Here is a 17,282-nt window from a genome sequence, read left to right on the forward strand (position 1 = left end):
CGTCTCCTCCTTTTAGAAAGATATAACTGATGTCTAAACGTGTTTCCGTATTGCTCGTAGCGCTGATCCTGAATGCGACGATCTCTTTCGCGCAAGACAAAGTAGTGACGAACAAGTCTGAAGAGGCACTTCGCCTGTTTGCCCAGTGCGATGCCGAATTGTTTCAGATGTTGAAGAAGAACCCTGACCTGCTAGGTTCCGACGTTCAGGTCGAAAATCGTGGCGACGTCGCCACCATCTCGGTTCCCGATACCTTGTCGGAAAAAGGCAATGAGCAAGTATTCAAGGCCCCTGTAACAGTCGCTGGTCTTCGCCTGTTGGCTTGGCACAACGAGATTGCGTACGACATCGGCATCGGTGGGTTACTTTACTGGGGATTCAAGATCGAAGGCGATCCTGGGGCCGTAGCCAAGAAGATAAATGCACTGCTCCCTGAGGCGAGGAAACTGGTTTCAGCAGGTCCTGTGTGGGCTCGATCGGAGAAACGATCAATCGGCGACCCGATGGATCTTTGGCATGCCGGCGGCGAATCTGGCGCTGCCGCGAAGAAAGGAACGGTGGAACGCGTTCTTGTAATTGAGGAAGATACGCTAGGCACGAGTACCCTCTACTGTTCGCTACAGGGCTCGGTAACGGCGCCCTTGTTGCACAAGTTGCGTCCTGATTTACTGCCAAAGGAGTATCCGTAATGATGCAGTCTCGATTAGCAGTAGTTGCCGTATGCGCTACGCTGCTCTCGGCGTGTACCACCTCACAGAACACGCCGATCAGGGAAGTTCAGGCCTGCGCCAAGATCAAGAACCTCTCACTTGGCAAGGACGGAACTCAGTACGCGAATCCGGTGCTGGCGATCGAGGTGTTGTCGGAGTGCGACGCAACGAGCCAGAACTCACCTGCTGGCACTCGTGCTGCGCTTCTGCAAATGCGCAGCATAGCTTATGCGCAAACCAAGGACTACGTAAAGGCAACGACAGATTTTGAGGACGCCCTTCGGCTTAGGCCCGCGCGCACGGCTTGGGATGACATTGGGCTTGCTGCCCTTTATCGTAAAAGCGGGCAGCCGGAACGCGCGTTGGCGCTTTTGCGAAAGATGTTCGACGATCACTTGGGCATGAGTGGCAAGGGAACAGCACCGGGAATGCCTAGTTATTACCACCTAGGGCTCACGCTCGTCGCACTCGAAAAATGGCCAGAGGCGACCGAAGCGTTTACGGAAGGACTGACTTATCAGCCTGACTATTCGTGGGCTTACTTCTATCGTGCGCTTGCATACAACGGTATGAACGACGCTGATCATGCTCGTGCAGATTTGAGAAAGGGACAGAAGCTTGTCGATACATCGAGCAATGCCATTCGTACTCAAACACAGGAAGCGCTGAAGCAAGAACCGTTTGCCACCCTTTTTAAGAGGTATCCGGAATGATGTGGTAGTTCCTTGGTTGGGGTCTCTCAGAAAACGGAAAAAATCTTACGCTAAGACCCAGACAACGGCCGTAGCGTGTTGCGACTGACGCGCCTGGCTCTTCTGTGACTCGGTCGCTGGCGCGAAGGCCAGTGCGACCATCTACAGCCTGGTGCTGACGTGTCGCGCATGCAATGTCGAGCCGTATGCTTATCTGCATCACGTCCTGACCGAGTTGCCACAACGTGCGCCGGACGCCGACATCAGCGACCTGCTGCCATTCAACTTCGCCAAACAGCAGAGCATGGCGAACACTAAATGACAATCTGACAGCGCGCCGGCGGGAACCGGCCGCACAATTACTGGAACAACTTCTGGACATTGCCGATCGTAACTGATCGCCGCAATGCCCCTGGCGTTTGCCAATAATTCTCAATACGGTGTGCTTAATTTAGCGCTTACAATCATCCAGTGGATTACGTTGCCACGAGCGTGGTGCGTAGCGGCATTAGTGCAGGGATTAATTCGGCAGTGTATGGGGGAAGTTTTGGGAATGCATTTAAAAATGGCTTAATTGCCGATGCATCGGCAGCGGCGGCAAATGGGATTGGTCTGAATTCGGACCCCTACAGTCCGGCTAATGTGCTGGGTCACGCCTTGTTGGGATGTGCCGCAGCCAGTTTGGGAGGTAATGCTTGCGCCGCAGGGGCAATAGGCGGAGCCACTTCAGCATTGGTAGCACCAACGATCGGTAGCGCCCTCGGTATAGAGACCGATGCCGACCGCGCAGACAAGACTAATGCTGCAGTGGTTGCTGCGTTGTCGACGCTGGCAGGTGGTGCGGTGGCGGCAGCCCTGGGACAAAATGCCGCTGTGGCAGCGAATGCTGCGGCCAATGAAGCTCTCAATAATTATTTATCTCCCAAAGATCGAAACGCTTACGAAAAGGCCAAGGCAGATTACTCACCGGCCAATCCTGATGCCTGTGCTAGAGCTCGCATCTACGAAGAGCATGATAAGAGCAGTAATCAAATCTTGGTTGATGGCCTAACTCATTGCCAGGGGACGGATTGCCAAAACTTGGCGAATTGGATACAAAACCAGCAAAGCGCCTTTGGTTGTGATGCGACAGGTAGTGCAGATTGCGCGGTACTGGCCAAGGCATGGGGGATTGCACAGGCAAAAGCACAGGGCCTGGAAATGCCCACGATTTCGCCAGATGATTTGCTGCAGCTTGGGCCTGTGTTGGCCAAAGCGGGATTGGCTGTTACCTTGAAAGCTCTGGCGGTGGGAGGCATGAAGATTGTGGGGACCGAAGCTGCTGAGATAGCAGCTAAGGATTTGATTGTGAAAGAATTGGGACTGACAGGTGAGAAAGCTACCGCCAGTGCGGCAAATATTGAGGCAGGTTCCACTAGAAAACTCATCGGGTCAACAAATGGTCTAACATCCGCAGAACAAGGCTTTGTAAATGAAATGGTCGCAGGTGGAAAAACTGTTGAAATAATTCCGGCGACCAATGCAGGTCGCTCAGCTGATTTCCTCATTGACGGGACGAAGTATGAGTTAAAGACTATGTCCAACGTGGCTAACCAGACATCGGACGGACTCTCAAAATCTCTGTCTAGTACAATCATGGATGCACGCGGGCAATCCGGCAATATTATCGTCGATGCGCGAGGTCAAGCAGGAATGACACCAGATATTGCCCAGCGTGGGATCATTCGAGCATTTGGTAATGACAATACATCTGGCTCGCTAATTCAAGGTGTGACTGTAATTACTTCTCAGGGAACCGTATTTATTCCAAGGAAATTGTGATGACAGCAATGGTCAATGGTTATCCAACAGAGGAAGAATTGTGTAACCGTATTACGAGGCAGCTGAGTTGGCACCGGGAGAAAGACACGGTTGTGCTAATTTGGAGAGGTTATCTTGCCGGATTGCTTGAATGGGGAGTAATCGAGTTCCATGTGTACGAGAGGCTTGTCAAATTGTTGCCGCAAGTTGGTAACAAGGAGCTAAGCGAGTTATTCGCTGATGAGCCGCTCAGCGCCGAGCAGGAACGTGAGATAGATGATTTTTTGCGACAGTGCGAAAATCCTAAAAGCTAGGTCGGAATATCCCCAGAGATTGGTGTCTCTTTGATTTCGGTGATGGCTGCTATCGCTTGAACCGAAGGAATTCGGTGGCCATTTCTGGGACCGCTTTCACGATGCTAATTCTTTGCTACCGCAGGAAAATCGTTTCCGCATTCATTAGACGAATGGCTTAGATAAAGGCCGTAAAGCCCGATAAAATTGTCAGTCTGCGGAAATGTTTTCTGGCTAAGTGATTGATTTCATTTGAATATTCCTTAGACCTGCGATGCAGGTTTTGCTCAAAACTTGGCTAACAAAATGGGGGTGTCAGTTCAAGCCTCTACCGAGTTAGTATGGGCATATGGGGATGGGCTGTTGATTTGCACCTCGTTCGCCCCACTTTTGCACTTGCCTGTGATCCAGCGAAGCCGTTCAGAATGCAGGTAGAGCCCATGGGTTCCATGATTACTGCGGGGTCAACGCCGAAAGCAAGAACGGATCAATTCCGCGTGCAAATCAACAGGCAAGGAGTAGGCATAGGTTGTGCTACGATTTAGTGGGCAATGGCCCCTCACTTGTGGGATTTTTTTTCTTGAGAACTCGATATAACTTCCGTGCAGCGTATCCTGCTCTGGAGGAAGCCCAAAAGAACGCTGACAAAAACAGTCCGTACAAGATTGTAAGCCCTGCTGCCCAACGCTGATCAGCTACGGCATTATCAAAATCTTTGTCTCGAATGGGGTGCTGAAGAAAATCGCAGGCTATTTGTACATCTTTTTTTGACCATCCAGTTCGATTCAATATTTCGTCCGCGCGGCTCTTGCAGTCATCTGCGTCGAAGTGAGTAGAGTTTCGAAGTGTCGTCACAGATACATTTTTACTGTAGAAGAACCATCGGTGATCCCCTTCCTTAAATTGCAATAAAGGTCTATTGGACACAGTAAGAATTGTTCCAATGATTGTCAGAAATAAAAAGAGTCCTAGTAGGGAAAAATTCCCGGCCACTGCCCATCGAGCAGGCAATTTTTCTTGAAGTTGTAATGCTTCTGGATCGAAGTAGCTTCCACATGCCTTCATCTCGCCTATATCGATACCGTTCTTCCGTGAAAACTCTATGACGCCGTGCATGACTGGCAACGAACGCAATCGATAGCCGGTAAAAAGTCTGAATTGCATGAGTGCTGTTTTTTTTTCAAAAAAATCGGTCAATACTCCATCTTTAATCGGACTCTTGCCGTTGAGGATTGACCACAATCGTAGAAATAGAAAATGGCTAGATCCTGCCCGAACACATGCCGCAACCAACAACGCTGCGAATAATAAGCTTGAAACTATTACGGTCCCAGACAAGCCAAGGGATTTAATGAAATCAGGTAGTGCACCGAATATGCCGGAAAATTCCATTTTCTATTCCTTTTAAGATTAATATCCCGTCGCAGTTAAGCGAAAGGGAAGGTGTAGCAAAATTGGTGGATCATCCGACCGCAACTGCGGAGGATGACCTAGCTTAACCACTGCCGCAATTTCACCCAGATACCTTCTTGCCTATCGGGTGTTGGAATCACCGTTGTCGCAGGTTTTGGAATTTTGGTCTGTACAGGCTGGATCGGCTCTGCTTTTTTCGCATAAAACTGCGTCTTCGCCACTTTGTCTCGTTTTTGCTCCGCTTCGATCCTATCTTTGTCCCAGGGACCAGCCCCAATCACTTGGTTGCCTTCGATGACGTAGTGTGACCGGCAGGGTAGATTCCAGTTGCCGATTGAAGGCCAGAGCGAAATCGCTTCGCCGTTGAACTTCAGGGACCAGTCGGTCGGCGTCAGCGGCGTAACAACCTCGTGACCACAACCACAGCAGCAACTGTGGATCGCAGTACCGTACTCCATCGATACATAGAGCACCCCGGGCTCCAAATCCTTGGGAACGGACTTAACGAAGCGAGGTTCAAGTTGGGTATGCTGCATCATGTCAAATCCCCATTCAACAACATATTGCCATCGGTCGTATAGGAACAATGATGTTCCTTTTCCAAATCACGGTAAAAGCTGCGCAGCTTCTTCCACTTGATGACAGCTAAGGCTGCATTGAGCATGTTCAAATCGGCGACCTGGATGTTGGACGCATATACGTTTTCGGCACCACCGCCCTCAAACGAAATGCGTTCCTTAATATGGTCACGCTTGCCCGGCGTGCTGGCGGTCACCCTTAGGATACCTCCCAGCGAACCGTCTACCAGTTCCAGACCCATGCCGACATCCACGAAAGATGCGCCCATTGCCTCCAATTTCTGCACCGTCAGTCGCTTCGACTCACCTGCATCCATACATAGAAAGGCGAAAGTGATACCGTCTAGCAGGTGGAGATTAGCTGCGTTTATCTGCACAGGATGCGTCACGATGTTGCGATGCATCTTCGTATAGATGCCGGCAAAGTAATCAACCTTTTTTGGCGCGCCACGAAGGATCTCGATCGATGGTGCACCAGGCGCGCGAAATGCGTTATGTTGCAGAAAATCGTCATCATCGATTAGGCGAATTTCACGAACAGGTGTCTTCGCCACTTGGTCCAGCACATACGAACCGGTACCACCAATTCCGATAATAGCTACATGTTCGCTTTCCAAACGTGCGGTCAATTCCCCGATGCCCACCCGACCCGATGCAGTTTCCACGTAATTAAACACGCTGTCATCCTCCGAGTCCGGTTGTCTGAACACACGCGGGGTCGTGCCAGGTTTGAGCACAGCTGCTGGACCTGAGATGATCGTCGCATACGTCGACATCTTCTGGTAATAGTCGCTGTAGCCCTGTGGTCCCGGTTTACTTGAAAATAGATACTGAGCGGTTAACCCTCTTCCTAAGGCCGCCGGCGCCGCTCCAGCGGAAATGCCCTGAATGGCAGTTCCGTCGGCATTGCATGGAAACTCGCCGGCGAATTCCACGGTGTGCGGCTCCGGTTTTTGCGTAACATTCCCCGACAGGCAGAGACTAGAAATGAGCGTGCCCATCTTAATCTCTCGCTGTGCGTTGACGTACGGTACCTCACGCATTACCAGACATCCGTCGACGATCTGCACGAAATAACCTTCTTCGCGCAGACGCTTGAGGTCCAAATTAAGATTGAATAGTGCGGCCGACATTGATGACGCTCCCATTTTTGACTTCAATAAAACCACCCGCAGCCAGTTCCCCGCTATGGGGCTTGGAGGCTACACCGCGATAGGTGATTGAATATTTGATATTTGGCGCCGGTGCCTCACCTGGATAGGCGATTGCTACAAACTGCTCGAAAGTCTGATGGCTATCCTTGACTTCGACTTCGCGTCCGTTGACGACAATATCGATTTTTGGCTTGCGCTTAGGTGCGCTCACGAAGTGCTCTACTCCAGGGGGCGTGAGGTCCACAGCTTCGACGGGATCGATCAGACGATCTTCCTTGCCGCGAACGACCATGAAAACCGCTTCGTGTTCGCCAGGTTTCGCAAGCGTGTATAGCACAACGCCAGGGATTGCCGGCTTTCCCCAACTGACCTGGGCGTCATTGACGGTGAGCCTGAAATCGCGATCGGATTGGAAGGCTACAAAACGCTCTGCACCCTTACTGCGCAGATCGAATTGTTCATCAAGGCGCACGTCCTCGAAATCGCCCGTCTCCAGGATGGCAAACAGGCTGAAATCGCCGTGGGCATTCAGGCCAGCAGCGGCCAGGATTTGGCGCCCCAGCGGCACAGGGTCGCTGATCTCGATCGCACGGAAGTTAAGGTTTTCCTGAGCAAACAGGATGCGGTAGGCGTGAGCCGGATGTAGACTACGGCCCTGGCGAATAGCCTCGCCCACGTTGTCGATATCGACTTTCTTTTCAGCTTCCATTTGGCAACACTTTCAAGGTTTGACCGGACGGAATGTCCAGCTCTACCCTCTCATCGGTGTGACACGAGCAAACCGGTAAAAAAATCTTAGAATTTTTTGTGCAGGTCCCCTGGAGGTATAGCGCCACAGATGAAAAAAGCTGGGCAGGCGGGGCATACTCGGTTGGATGGCTTTGCTGGAAACATGCCGGCACGGATATTTGAAAGGGAAGTCTTCAGTGTATCGGTCCCATTTTTCAGTTTTTTGGAATCAAAGATCACCGGGTGAACAGCACCGTCCGACAGGTACACAAACTCCACTTGGGCATCAGAAAAGGTTTGCTGCACGGCCAACAAGAACGTCGCTGCGCCAAGTTCTGTCAAATCGTCTTTCCTCTTGTGACCAGTATGCACCCGTCGAAATGTGCGACGTCCATCGGGGGCCACCAAAACGTCGTCCGGGAGAATTACGATCCGTTCCTCCCCGAACGTCAGGCTTAAGCCGACCGGCGGTTCCGCCGTGTGACTTTCTCGGATCGACGAGAAATAGCTGACCATATGCTTAGCTAGCGTGAGGTAGTCGCCAACGTACCCGTGTTCCGCCAACCCAGATACAATGAAAGCCTGGTTCAGATACTCGTCTTGGGACTCGGACGTGGTAGCGCCTCCCTTGACCATGGCTTGGTACACAGTACGCACGGCGTCGTGCATCAGCATAAACGGGGTCGGCGTGCGTCTTCCCCCGATTTTGAGAACGTAAGTGTAGAAGAAACGCCGTTCGCAAGATTGATATAGCGAAATCTCGTATGCAGCAAAACTGAGACCACCGTCCACTATTAGCTTGATCGCAGTGTCTTCCGGAGCCGCCGGTACCGGCTGCGATGGTGTGACGCTGCAGCGCGTTACCGCCGTCCCAAGTCGATCCACGAATTTAGACGTTGCCCGGCGGGATCCTATGGAGTTGCGGGTGGCTGCGTACATGAGAAGCTGGTCCTTTGCTCGCGAGATCGCGACGTAGAAAAGACATTCCTGTTCCTTCTCATGCTCGCACCGATGTAGTTCCTTGGCATCGCCATCTGCGCCTTCAACCATGCCAGATGGGGGAAAACATGCTGGCGACCGTGCCGCACTTGGTAACGTACTGACATTCATGCCCGGTAGATGAACAACCGAGAACTCGAGGCCTTTGGCTCCATGGATCGTCATTAGCCGCACCGCGTCGATACTTTGCGCTGCGGCCGGTAACTGCCGTAGGTCTCGATCATCGCCCAGCTTCACCAAACGGCGGATACGATCCAGCAATCGTGAAATTGGCAACCCCTTACCAAAGGGCTGCACCCTTACAAAATTCAGTAATTGCCAAATTGCAATTCCTCGCGCCCGATCTGCCGTTGCTGAAGATTGCGATAACGTTGCCAGCATGCGGGTTCGATCCAACAATACAGTGGCCATCACGGTCCATGGTGCTGCATCGTTGTTAAATCCTACCAACACACCTTTTAGCTTGATCAGACTTGCCTGTCCCGCCACCGACAATCCATTGATCGTATCTGCCGTTGACCACCAACTCACCTCTTCAATGTCGCGCTCGCTCAGTTGGGTCATTACAGTTGCGACATCATCTAGCGACATCTCAAATTCTGGCAAGCAAGCTGTCCGCAGCAGTCCCATGGCGCGACGATCTACCAGTAGCGACACCAGGGCCAATATATCCTTCACTTCAGGGCGCTCAAACAAACTTCCCAAAAACAGCACTGGCACGTTGAGCCGTTCAAGCATCTGTCCAAACTCGGAAAGTTTCTCGTTGCCGGTGCAAAGCACTGCCTGGTCTCTATAACTGTAGCCTGCCGCTCGCATTTCAGCCACAGCGTCCGCAATAGCGACCACCTGTTCATCGCCTTGATTTACTAGACCCAGTTTAGGAGTGTTACCGCTGTTACCTCTCACGGATTCCAACCCGCTCGTAGCGTCACCGACCACCATGCCAACTGCAAAATTTGAGAACGCCGTCACAACTTCGGCCACCGAACGATAGTTTTTCTTCAAGCGACTCCGCTTGCCGCCCGGAAAGTCACTGACTCCGAATCGCTCCATGTTAAAAGAAGAAGCCCCGCGAAAACGATAGATCGATTGCTTCGCATCCCCCACCACCCACAGGTTTTTTCCGTCGCCGCACAATGCTGACAGCAGCCGTACACTACTTCGGTTGACATCTTGATATTCGTCAACCAGCACATGATCGTAGGTCTCACGAAGGCTCGCACGTACTGCATCATTTCCCTCAAGCAATTGCACAGGTAGACAGACTAGGTCGCCAAAATCGACAGCTTGAGCTTGGCGTTTAAGGTGCTCGTATCCTTGATAGACCTTAGCAATCTCCATGGCCTTCTGGGCCGCCACCGTCTCATCTTCGTTGGATGCGGTCATCAGCATCGCATTAGCTAGGTCTTGATATCTCTTGGCATCCACCACTTCATCCTTAGCGCGAGAGATGGCAGAAAGAATGTCCGCGATAATATTGGTGGGATCGTAGATGTTTCGGTAGTGTTCTAGGCTTAATCTGGGAAATTCGTTTTCCAGCAATTCGACTGCTTCTGTGCGATCGAGCATGCGAGGGTCAGCAGGGAGCTCTAGTTCGCTGTGAAAGCGACGAAGGAGGTCCAAGCCGAAAGCGTGAAACGTTCCGGTCCACATGGCTGCGGCGGCCACGCTGTCGACGCGGGCCACCCTCTCCGCAATTTCACCCGCAGCCTTGTTCGAAAACGTGAGGACCAAGATGCGCCGCGGATCGACTCCGTCGGCCAATAGACCTTCAATACGGGAGATCAAGGTTTGTGTTTTTCCGGTACCTGGTCCCGCTTCCAGCAAATACGCTACGCCCCTATGATTTGCCGCTATCACCTGCAACTCGTTCAATTCAAGCTTTTTCTGTTGCATATCAGTGGTGGCGAGTATCGGCGGTAGTAATAGCGCATCCAATAATTGTTGAGCTACTACCTCGAATGGAGCTCCCAATTTACTGGCGATATCCGATGCTGTCATTCCGTCGTCGAGATGCAATCCTCTTGCTATCTGTCTTGGTAACAAGAACTCGCGGGCGAAAAGGTCCATCTGGACTTCTCGCCGCTGCCGTCTTCCATAGTCCACTACGCGATCCATTCCCACGGGAGATGCCTCTGCGGCACGAACGGGATCAATGTTGTAGGGGGTAGAGTCGTTGGCGTCATCTACGTCATCACCGAGTACGATGTGACCAATCTCGTGAGCAATGAGAAACGCGCTTTCGAAGTCTGTGCCGCCACGTTCATACAGAATGAGGCTCTCATCACGGATAAACGTCGCCCGGCCACCGTTGAGTCCTACGGCCCCTTTATTGCAGGATTCGACATCCAGATCCTGGCACTTCGCCTCAGCCAGTACGAACGCCAGCGGCTTCCACGGATCTTGTCCCGCGGCTACTACCTGTGCATGGAGAGCTGCAGCCTTTTGGCGACCAATCTCAACCCCATCCATGTCAGGCGTCGTCCGCTAATAGCCGTTCAATTTGCTCATCCGAAAGATCCGTGCCGCGCAAAAGTTGCTCGAACGTCACTTGCGCGGCCTTGAGAGGCTTGTCGTCAGCCTTGTAACTCCGGACATGTAACTGCGGCGCTTGAGCAAGAGTGTCATGCAATGCCTGAAAATTGCTGCCTACTAAGTCAGCAAGTCGGGTCAAAAACCGGTTTGGGACGGAAGCGACAATTACGGTTCTTTCACGGAACGCGGTAAGTACTTGCCGCGGTATTTCCAGCGCTTGGGCAATCTCACGCAACTTGGACACAGTCAAATCAGCAAGGGGATCAATTGTGGCCTTGCTCGGAGCACTTTGAATGCGAGACCAAGCTGAATCGATTCTCATCTGATCTTCTACGGACAGAGGACTTTCGTCTTGCATGTCAAATCGGAAGATCTCCTGGGAAAGGTCCACAAGCTGTGACGCATATTCAGGATACTCTTGCAAATAGCGCTGGAGTGCCTTGCCGTCAACATCACGTTCCATCGCGAACGATTCAAGGACTTGATCGCACGTGAATTTTGGGAGATGAGTAGCCATCATTTACCTCCTCCTGTGAGTAGTTTTCGCAACCGATCAAGCGCTAGGTCGCGATGGGTTCGAATGGTCTTTTCCGACTTACGAAGAGATTTGGCGATGGTAACCGCATCGGGATCCTTGGAGTCGATCTGGATGCCTTTACTCCACATTTCGATAATCCTTCTTTGCAATGGTGATAGTTCATCCATCGCTGCGGCTAAGCGAGACCGGTAAATATAATCGTCAAGAACATCTGGAGCGAAGGGATCGTAAGAGCCCGCGGCCGTTTCCACTTCCGCAGCAATTTCTCCGCTGTCCTCGTCGGCTTCGAGCTCCGTGTTGCGATTTTCTTCCTTCCAAGCCTTGTCTTGGGCGTCGAGCTTTAGCTTGGCGAGGCCCCCATTGAAGCTAATCTCAAAGAAATCCAGGCGCTCAACGTATCCAGCACGCTCCTCAATCAGTAGCGTGACTATCTTGTCATAGACTTGTTCATAAATTTGACTCCGGGTGAAGGATACGGTCACGCCATCTGGATTTTCAGCCCTAGGTAATGCGCGACGAATCCGCTCGGCGATGACCTTGAAGAGTTGCCCAAACAGCACATCATCCTTTGCAGCCGAGCTCCGTCGCACGAAGTACAAAACACACTCGCTGGGGACATGTAGAGAGTGTCCTTTAGGAAGCTTACACCGGTCCACGAGATCCTCCTTCGAAAGCAGGTCCAGTTCGCCCAACCTCTTCTCGATATCCGGAAATCGCTTGTACAGATCCCCTTCTTTTTTCCGTTTGCGCAATGGAACAATCAAAACAGCCCCCCCTCTCGAAATATTGAATGCCGATAAACGCGACCGAATTTGTTGCTAATTGTCAAAAATTAGTCTATCACAATAGATTGCCACTTTTGCATCTTTATTCCGTAAAAATGCATTACAGGCAACTAAAAGTTATTCCCTATAAGGGATACTAATTTTTGCCTTAATCACAACTCTTAATAATAATGTCTGCTCAACCAGTGCTGCGCTCTCCGATTAGCAATAATTTCTTGCAGTTAATCATAAGTGGGACTATTGTTGGGAAACAGACCATATACAAACTGCAATATTTATAGATGGCAACTATGAAGGGCGGGTGACTGTGGGCAAAGTTCCAGCAAAAAAAATGGCGGACCTACAGCAGATCAGAGCTGAAATATCTACAACCGGCGAAAAATCCATTCGCGAAACTCTAGATGCACGTCAATCTCAAGAGCTTGTGTTGGCATTCGCTGGTCCAATTGGATGCGGCACTGGTCAGGTCGTTGCTGAGGCAAAGCTTGCACTGGAATCGGTGGGATACGAAGTGCATGTCATCAAGCTTAGCCAAATCATTGAGACTGCATTGGGCAAGGAAACAGTAAAACTCGATGCCAATGTTTACAATGAATACTCATCAAATGTTAGGCGCATTATGCGACTTCAAGATGGTGGCAACGAACTGCGCAAAATCAGTAGTAGCTATCTTGCAGAACATGCGATTGAGGAAATCGTTGTTCAGCGCGGTCATCAAAAGGGGTTAGGCGTGGAGCCCCAGGATTACATTCCAATTAGAACGGCTTATTTAATCGACCAAATCAAACATCCGGATGAAGTATCGATGCTCAGGATCGTGTATCGCAAGCTTTTCCATTTGATCGGCGTCATCAGCGTTGCTGAGAAGCGGAGATCCCGCCTGCTGAATATAGATCGTGCAGCTTCTGCAATTTCTGAGTTGATGGAGCGTGACCGGCGGCAAGAGGACGACAACGGACAGCAGCTAGATAAGGCGTTGAAATTGGCCGATTTTTTCATAAGCACCGACGCAGGTACGACCAGTTCACTCCAACGCAAGCTGCGGCGCTTCATCGGTCTGCTGCACGGCGAAAATGGAATTACCCCAACTACCCAGGAGTATGGAATGTATGCCGCCTACTCCGCAGGACTGAAGTCGGCCTGCCTTTCTCGACAAGTCGGCGCTGCGATTTCAGATGTATCAGGAAAGATCGTATCAACAGGATGCAACGACGTTCCCAAAGCTACCGGAGGTCTGTACTCGGCTGAAGACGGCACAAATGACCGGCGATGCGTTCATCGCGAAGAACAAATTTGCTTTAACGACCAGGAAAAGCTCTCGCACAAAGCAGACATTCGCCGGGCGCTGGAAGAATTAAAGCAAAAGCAAGATGAGGACGTCCCGTTGATTCCAAAGTCACGCCTCGACGATGTACTTACGGCAGTGTTTAAGGCATCTCATATTGGCGATCTCACGGAGTTCTCTCGAGCTGTACACGCGGAAATGGATGCAATCATTTCGCTCGCGCGTACAGGAACGCCAGGCATCGTTGGTGCTCATCTTTTCACCACGACGTTTCCTTGCCATAGCTGCGCGCGCCACATTGTGGCCGCCGGAATCGACAAGGTTTATTACATCGAACCCTACGAAAAAAGCCTGGCTAAGAAGCTTCATGCGGATGCCATTGAGTTTGAAACAGAGGATGACGATGTAGAAAAAGCCGGGTATAGTGCTCGGCCGGTCAGATCACTAGTGAAGTTTGTTCACTTTGAAGGCGTAGCTCCTAAGCAATATCTTCATTTTTTCCAGATGACAAAACGGAAAGATGAGATAACTGGAAACGTCATCAAGATTATGCCCAAAGATGCACCCAAAGCTGTCTCAGAATACCTGGACAATTACAGAGAATTTGAAGCAAAAGTTGTTCAAAAACTAAAAAATGCAGTACCAGCATTGAAAGCAATAGAGAATCCTGAGTAAGGAGTTGCAGCGAAGAAAAAAGCCGCTTTATTGTTGAATCGATCTTGACGGCAGTATTTAGCTAACTTAATCTGAAACTGCTATTCTCAACATGGTTAATGCTCATGAAAATAGATCCGAAAGAGCAAGCAAGGCAGCTCTGCCTAAATTTTGATAGCGTCTCTGTCACTAGCAAAAATGTGACCTGGGCTGCTCGTCCAATGGGCTTAACCCTTGTATACTCTTCCGGCTCTGCTCAATCCCGCTCCGTTGATACTTCTCAAAGAGAAGCCGTCGAACGAGAAATCATTATTTCCCAGACGATTTCCTTCGCAAAAAAACTGTCTTGGTAGAACTTGTCCGTTTTCTTCCAGGCGGTGTTTGTTTGTCTACAGAGTTACCCCAATTCTATTGAACCGGCCGCCACCATCCAGTACATCTTTAACGCGGCATTGACACTCAGCGGCCCGGCGCGTCGCATCGATCGGGACTGGACAGATTCATAGTCTGCCGAGTCGATGTAATGCGCATTTTCCGAGAAGACCATACTCACGGTATGGGCTATACACTCCGAATGTCGGAGGCAAATCACCTCAGGAGTATTCAGTGGCTCGCCACGATTTTTCAGGTGCGTCGTATCGACCATCTATCAGTTCATCACGCTGCTGCAATAGCGTGGATCTTCGCGGCATCATCGTCTAGTCTTGCTCGAGCTAGCGCAACCTTTAGGCGAGAGAGCGAGGCTTTGACGTGCTATCCCTATGGCCAACTCATACGAAGACCATTTCTCCTGCGATTGCGCAGGCCACAATTATGTGGGGCTTGCGTCGAACTGGCCTTCCCCCAGCACCACTATATTCGGAATATTTGGGATTTCTCTTTTCAGGCATTCACTGCCCAGGGCCGTCGCTGGCTGCTGCAGGGCGGCGGGAGCATGCTGCTTCCGCAGCCTGCTGCACGCCCTACGTGGCCGCCAGAAGGAACTCTGGCTACCCACCTTCGCCGACGATCTGACCTTAACAACCGTCGTCTCGGCCAACGACTCCACGATGGACATTTAGTATGTCGGCTATACCCGGTTCGCCACCGGCAAGCCTGGGCGGCGAGACATTCGCATTGGATTGACCGACGGCACCGTCCTGTATCGCCGTATCACGGGCGCAACAGAAATCAGCACGACCGTCGAGCGCCTGGCGATCGACGCCGTTCTCGGCCGCACGGTGACTGTGTCCGACGTCCAGCGTATTTGTTACATGACGCTTTGCCGGCAGGACCAGGACGAGATCGAGCTGCATCACGACAGCGACAGCGACGGCGTGGCCAACGCTCAGACGATTTTTAGGAGCACCAGGTATGACGCATGACCTACGGGAGCGCAGCCGGGCTGATGGCCAATGTCTGCCACCATAACAGAGACGGGAGCATTGGAGGATAAGTCTGAGTTGGCACTAAAAATGTCCGAAATAAAACTACATTTTTCGGACAATCTCTTGCTCAGGGTCCGAAAAAGATATATAAATATCGGACAAGAGAGAAAATGTCAGAACTCAAATCCAATATCTCTGCCCTGATCGAAGCGACTGGTTCCGGACAAGTTTGGGTACCGACGGACTTTGCACAGTTTGGCAGCCGCGATGCCATCGACAAGACTCTGCAGCGCATGGTGCGGGCGGGAGTGTTGCGGCGCATCGACAGGGGCCTCTATGACAGGCCCACGCTGAACAGCCTGACCAAGCGTCCCACGACTCCGGACTATCGTGCGGTGGTGGAAGCGATTGCCCGCAGGGATCAATTACGGCTGCTGGTCGACGGCATGACCGCTGCCAATGACCTTGGCCTGACCGATGCGGTGCCGGTTCGCGTCACCGTCCATACCGACACCCGCCGCCGCGCAATTCAACTAGACAAACTCAACATCGAATTCAAGCAGACAGCACCCAGCCGACTCTACTGGGCTGGACGTCCGGCCATGCGCGTTGTACAGGCGCTGCACTGGTTAAAAGACACATTGGATTCGGAGCGTTCTCTTATCCTGAACAAGCTGACCAAGGCACTGGCCGATCCTATACACGGTGCCGCCATCCGCCAGGATTTACTCAATGGCTTTAACGTGTTGCCGGCGTGGATGCAAAGTTTGGTCCGTGAACTCCCCGGATGTGACCCACGGGCTGCATCGACCGCAACACATCCATTTCCCAGTACTGAAAAGCCATCTTCTGTGCGACGCCGAACGGCCAAACATGTTGAGGCTCATTGAGTCCAGCAATCCATGCAGTCGTCACCGCTCACTGCAAGCGGCGCCCCAGACTCGGATCGAAGCTTACGGAATGTATTAACAGCTCAGGTTTGAAGTGTAACCATAAAGCCCATGCCTAGTGTATTGAGTGTCGTGTATTGCGCCACAAGAAACCATTGTCACACAAGCGACATTCTTTAACACTTTGGAGTGGTGCGTTTAGTTCAGGCGAAAAAAAATACCAAGGTCTGGCATTTTGTCTGCGCTTCAATCGATAATCTGTAATTAATTTACCGTATGTGTAAATTCTTACGACCCCATTTATCTCATCTTTTCAGACCAATTTATCGCGCGCCGCCTCAAAAATTTAGGAAAATCGAGCCACTATGAAAAACTCAGAGTTAAATGAACAAAATCCCCGTGAATTCAGACTTAGATGATTATTTGATGCAAAGTTAGCCGAGCAGTGAACATATAACTCTTTGAATTAAAAGAATGTCTAGTTTCGAGTTAAATGAAGTTCGACACCAGACCTTGCGGATCCAGCTACAAATTGTCCAAAGTCGAAAACACATTGGTGCAAGCTCAAGAAGTCGGCATTTTTCCAACAAATAAAGTCGAAAACTAACCGTTTCGATACGTCGGCATGCTGCGAAAACCTTGGCCCAGCCCGAGGGGTTCAAAGTATATCAATTTCTTTTTATACATATCTATACTTAGTTATATATTGGTAGATATCAAATTCAATAAGGGCGGATGAATTTTTCCTCTTCAACTGGCATAGGGCCGTACTGGAGCAGCGCCTTCCGGGGTGGGGAACCAGGTGGAAGTATCTGCACTTCATGTCCTGACTCAAAGGCCATACGTTCCAGCTCCGCGTT

15 protein-coding genes and 1 pseudogene are annotated in these 17,282 nt (G+C 51.1%); 9 read left to right on the top strand and 7 right to left on the bottom strand.

Going from position 1 to position 17,282, the window contains the following annotated elements; genetic code table 11:
- Nucleotides 1-29 precede the first annotated feature (29 nt).
- The 5 genes and pseudogenes from BCF11_RS12535 to BCF11_RS12555 all read left to right on the top strand — a co-directional run bounded on the left by BCF11_RS12535 (nucleotide 30) and on the right by BCF11_RS12555 (nucleotide 3,516).
- Complete coding sequence (locus tag BCF11_RS12535) at nucleotides 30-689, top strand: hypothetical protein (protein WP_098495041.1); 660 nt, start codon at nucleotides 30-32, stop codon at nucleotides 687-689.
- Nucleotides 689-1,423, top strand: a complete 735-nt coding sequence (locus tag BCF11_RS12540; RefSeq protein WP_098495042.1) for a tetratricopeptide repeat protein — start codon at nucleotides 689-691, stop codon at nucleotides 1,421-1,423. The genes BCF11_RS12535 and BCF11_RS12540 overlap by 1 nt, the downstream gene beginning before the upstream one ends.
- Before the next feature lie 88 nt (nucleotides 1,424-1,511).
- A pseudogene (locus BCF11_RS12545) lies at nucleotides 1,512-1,724 on the top strand (transposase domain-containing protein); the annotation flags it as partial.
- Between the two features lie 149 nt (nucleotides 1,725-1,873).
- On the top strand, nucleotides 1,874-3,223 hold the full coding sequence (locus BCF11_RS12550; RefSeq protein ID WP_098495043.1) for a DUF637 domain-containing protein: 1,350 nt from the start codon (nucleotides 1,874-1,876) through the stop codon (nucleotides 3,221-3,223).
- Entirely contained in the window at nucleotides 3,223-3,516 is a 294-nt protein-coding gene (locus BCF11_RS12555) for a hypothetical protein (protein WP_199111230.1), read from the top strand. The genes BCF11_RS12550 and BCF11_RS12555 overlap by 1 nt, the downstream gene beginning before the upstream one ends.
- A 513-nt stretch (nucleotides 3,517-4,029) precedes the next feature.
- On the opposite strand, the gene BCF11_RS12560 is transcribed toward BCF11_RS12555, so the two are convergent.
- The 7 genes from BCF11_RS12560 to BCF11_RS12590 all read right to left on the bottom strand — a co-directional run bounded on the left by BCF11_RS12560 (nucleotide 4,030) and on the right by BCF11_RS12590 (nucleotide 12,205).
- Nucleotides 4,030-4,887 carry a DUF6216 family protein gene (locus BCF11_RS12560; RefSeq protein ID WP_098495044.1) on the bottom strand — a complete coding sequence of 286 codons (858 nt, stop codon included), beginning with the start codon at nucleotides 4,885-4,887 and terminating at the stop codon, nucleotides 4,030-4,032.
- Nucleotides 4,888-4,985: 98 nt separating this feature from the next.
- Nucleotides 4,986-5,447, bottom strand: coding sequence for a DUF6527 family protein (locus BCF11_RS12565; protein ID WP_199110853.1), 462 nt, complete (start codon nucleotides 5,445-5,447; stop codon nucleotides 4,986-4,988).
- Nucleotides 5,444-6,619 carry a ThiF family adenylyltransferase gene (locus tag BCF11_RS12570; RefSeq protein WP_098495045.1) on the bottom strand — a complete coding sequence of 392 codons (1,176 nt, stop codon included), beginning with the start codon at nucleotides 6,617-6,619 and terminating at the stop codon, nucleotides 5,444-5,446. The genes BCF11_RS12565 and BCF11_RS12570 overlap by 4 nt, the downstream gene beginning before the upstream one ends.
- On the bottom strand, nucleotides 6,594-7,349 hold the full coding sequence (locus tag BCF11_RS12575; RefSeq protein WP_098495046.1) for a multiubiquitin domain-containing protein: 756 nt from the start codon (nucleotides 7,347-7,349) through the stop codon (nucleotides 6,594-6,596). The genes BCF11_RS12570 and BCF11_RS12575 overlap by 26 nt, the downstream gene beginning before the upstream one ends.
- 86 nt (nucleotides 7,350-7,435) lie before the next feature.
- Nucleotides 7,436-10,840, bottom strand: a complete 3,405-nt coding sequence (locus BCF11_RS12580) for an ATP-dependent helicase (RefSeq protein ID WP_098495047.1) — start codon at nucleotides 10,838-10,840, stop codon at nucleotides 7,436-7,438.
- A 1-nt stretch (nucleotide 10,841) separates the two neighbouring features.
- Nucleotides 10,842-11,423, bottom strand: coding sequence for a hypothetical protein (locus BCF11_RS12585; RefSeq protein WP_098495048.1), 582 nt, complete (start codon nucleotides 11,421-11,423; stop codon nucleotides 10,842-10,844).
- A complete protein-coding gene (locus BCF11_RS12590) occupies nucleotides 11,420-12,205 on the bottom strand; it encodes a sigma-70 family RNA polymerase sigma factor (protein ID WP_199110854.1) in 786 nt (261 codons plus the stop codon). The genes BCF11_RS12585 and BCF11_RS12590 overlap by 4 nt, the downstream gene beginning before the upstream one ends.
- Nucleotides 12,206-12,557: 352 nt before the next feature.
- On the opposite strand from BCF11_RS12590, the gene BCF11_RS12595 reads away from it, so the two are divergent.
- The 4 genes from BCF11_RS12595 to BCF11_RS12615 all read left to right on the top strand — a co-directional run bounded on the left by BCF11_RS12595 (nucleotide 12,558) and on the right by BCF11_RS12615 (nucleotide 16,422).
- Nucleotides 12,558-14,186, top strand: coding sequence for an anti-phage dCTP deaminase (locus BCF11_RS12595; RefSeq protein ID WP_098495050.1), 1,629 nt, complete (start codon nucleotides 12,558-12,560; stop codon nucleotides 14,184-14,186).
- Nucleotides 14,187-14,290: 104 nt separating this feature from the next.
- Nucleotides 14,291-14,518, top strand: a complete 228-nt coding sequence (locus BCF11_RS27585; protein ID WP_143751325.1) for a hypothetical protein — start codon at nucleotides 14,291-14,293, stop codon at nucleotides 14,516-14,518.
- Between the two features lie 768 nt (nucleotides 14,519-15,286).
- Entirely contained in the window at nucleotides 15,287-15,529 is a 243-nt protein-coding gene (locus BCF11_RS12610; RefSeq protein ID WP_098495053.1) for a hypothetical protein, read from the top strand.
- A gap of 173 nt (nucleotides 15,530-15,702) precedes the next feature.
- Complete coding sequence (locus tag BCF11_RS12615; RefSeq protein WP_098495054.1) at nucleotides 15,703-16,422, top strand: DUF6088 family protein; 720 nt, start codon at nucleotides 15,703-15,705, stop codon at nucleotides 16,420-16,422.
- The last annotated feature ends 860 nt before the right edge of the window (nucleotides 16,423-17,282 follow it).

Origin of the sequence: Collimonas sp. PA-H2, from assembly GCF_002564105.1 — a bacterium.
Classification (GTDB): Bacteria; Pseudomonadota; Gammaproteobacteria; order Burkholderiales; family Burkholderiaceae_D; genus Collimonas.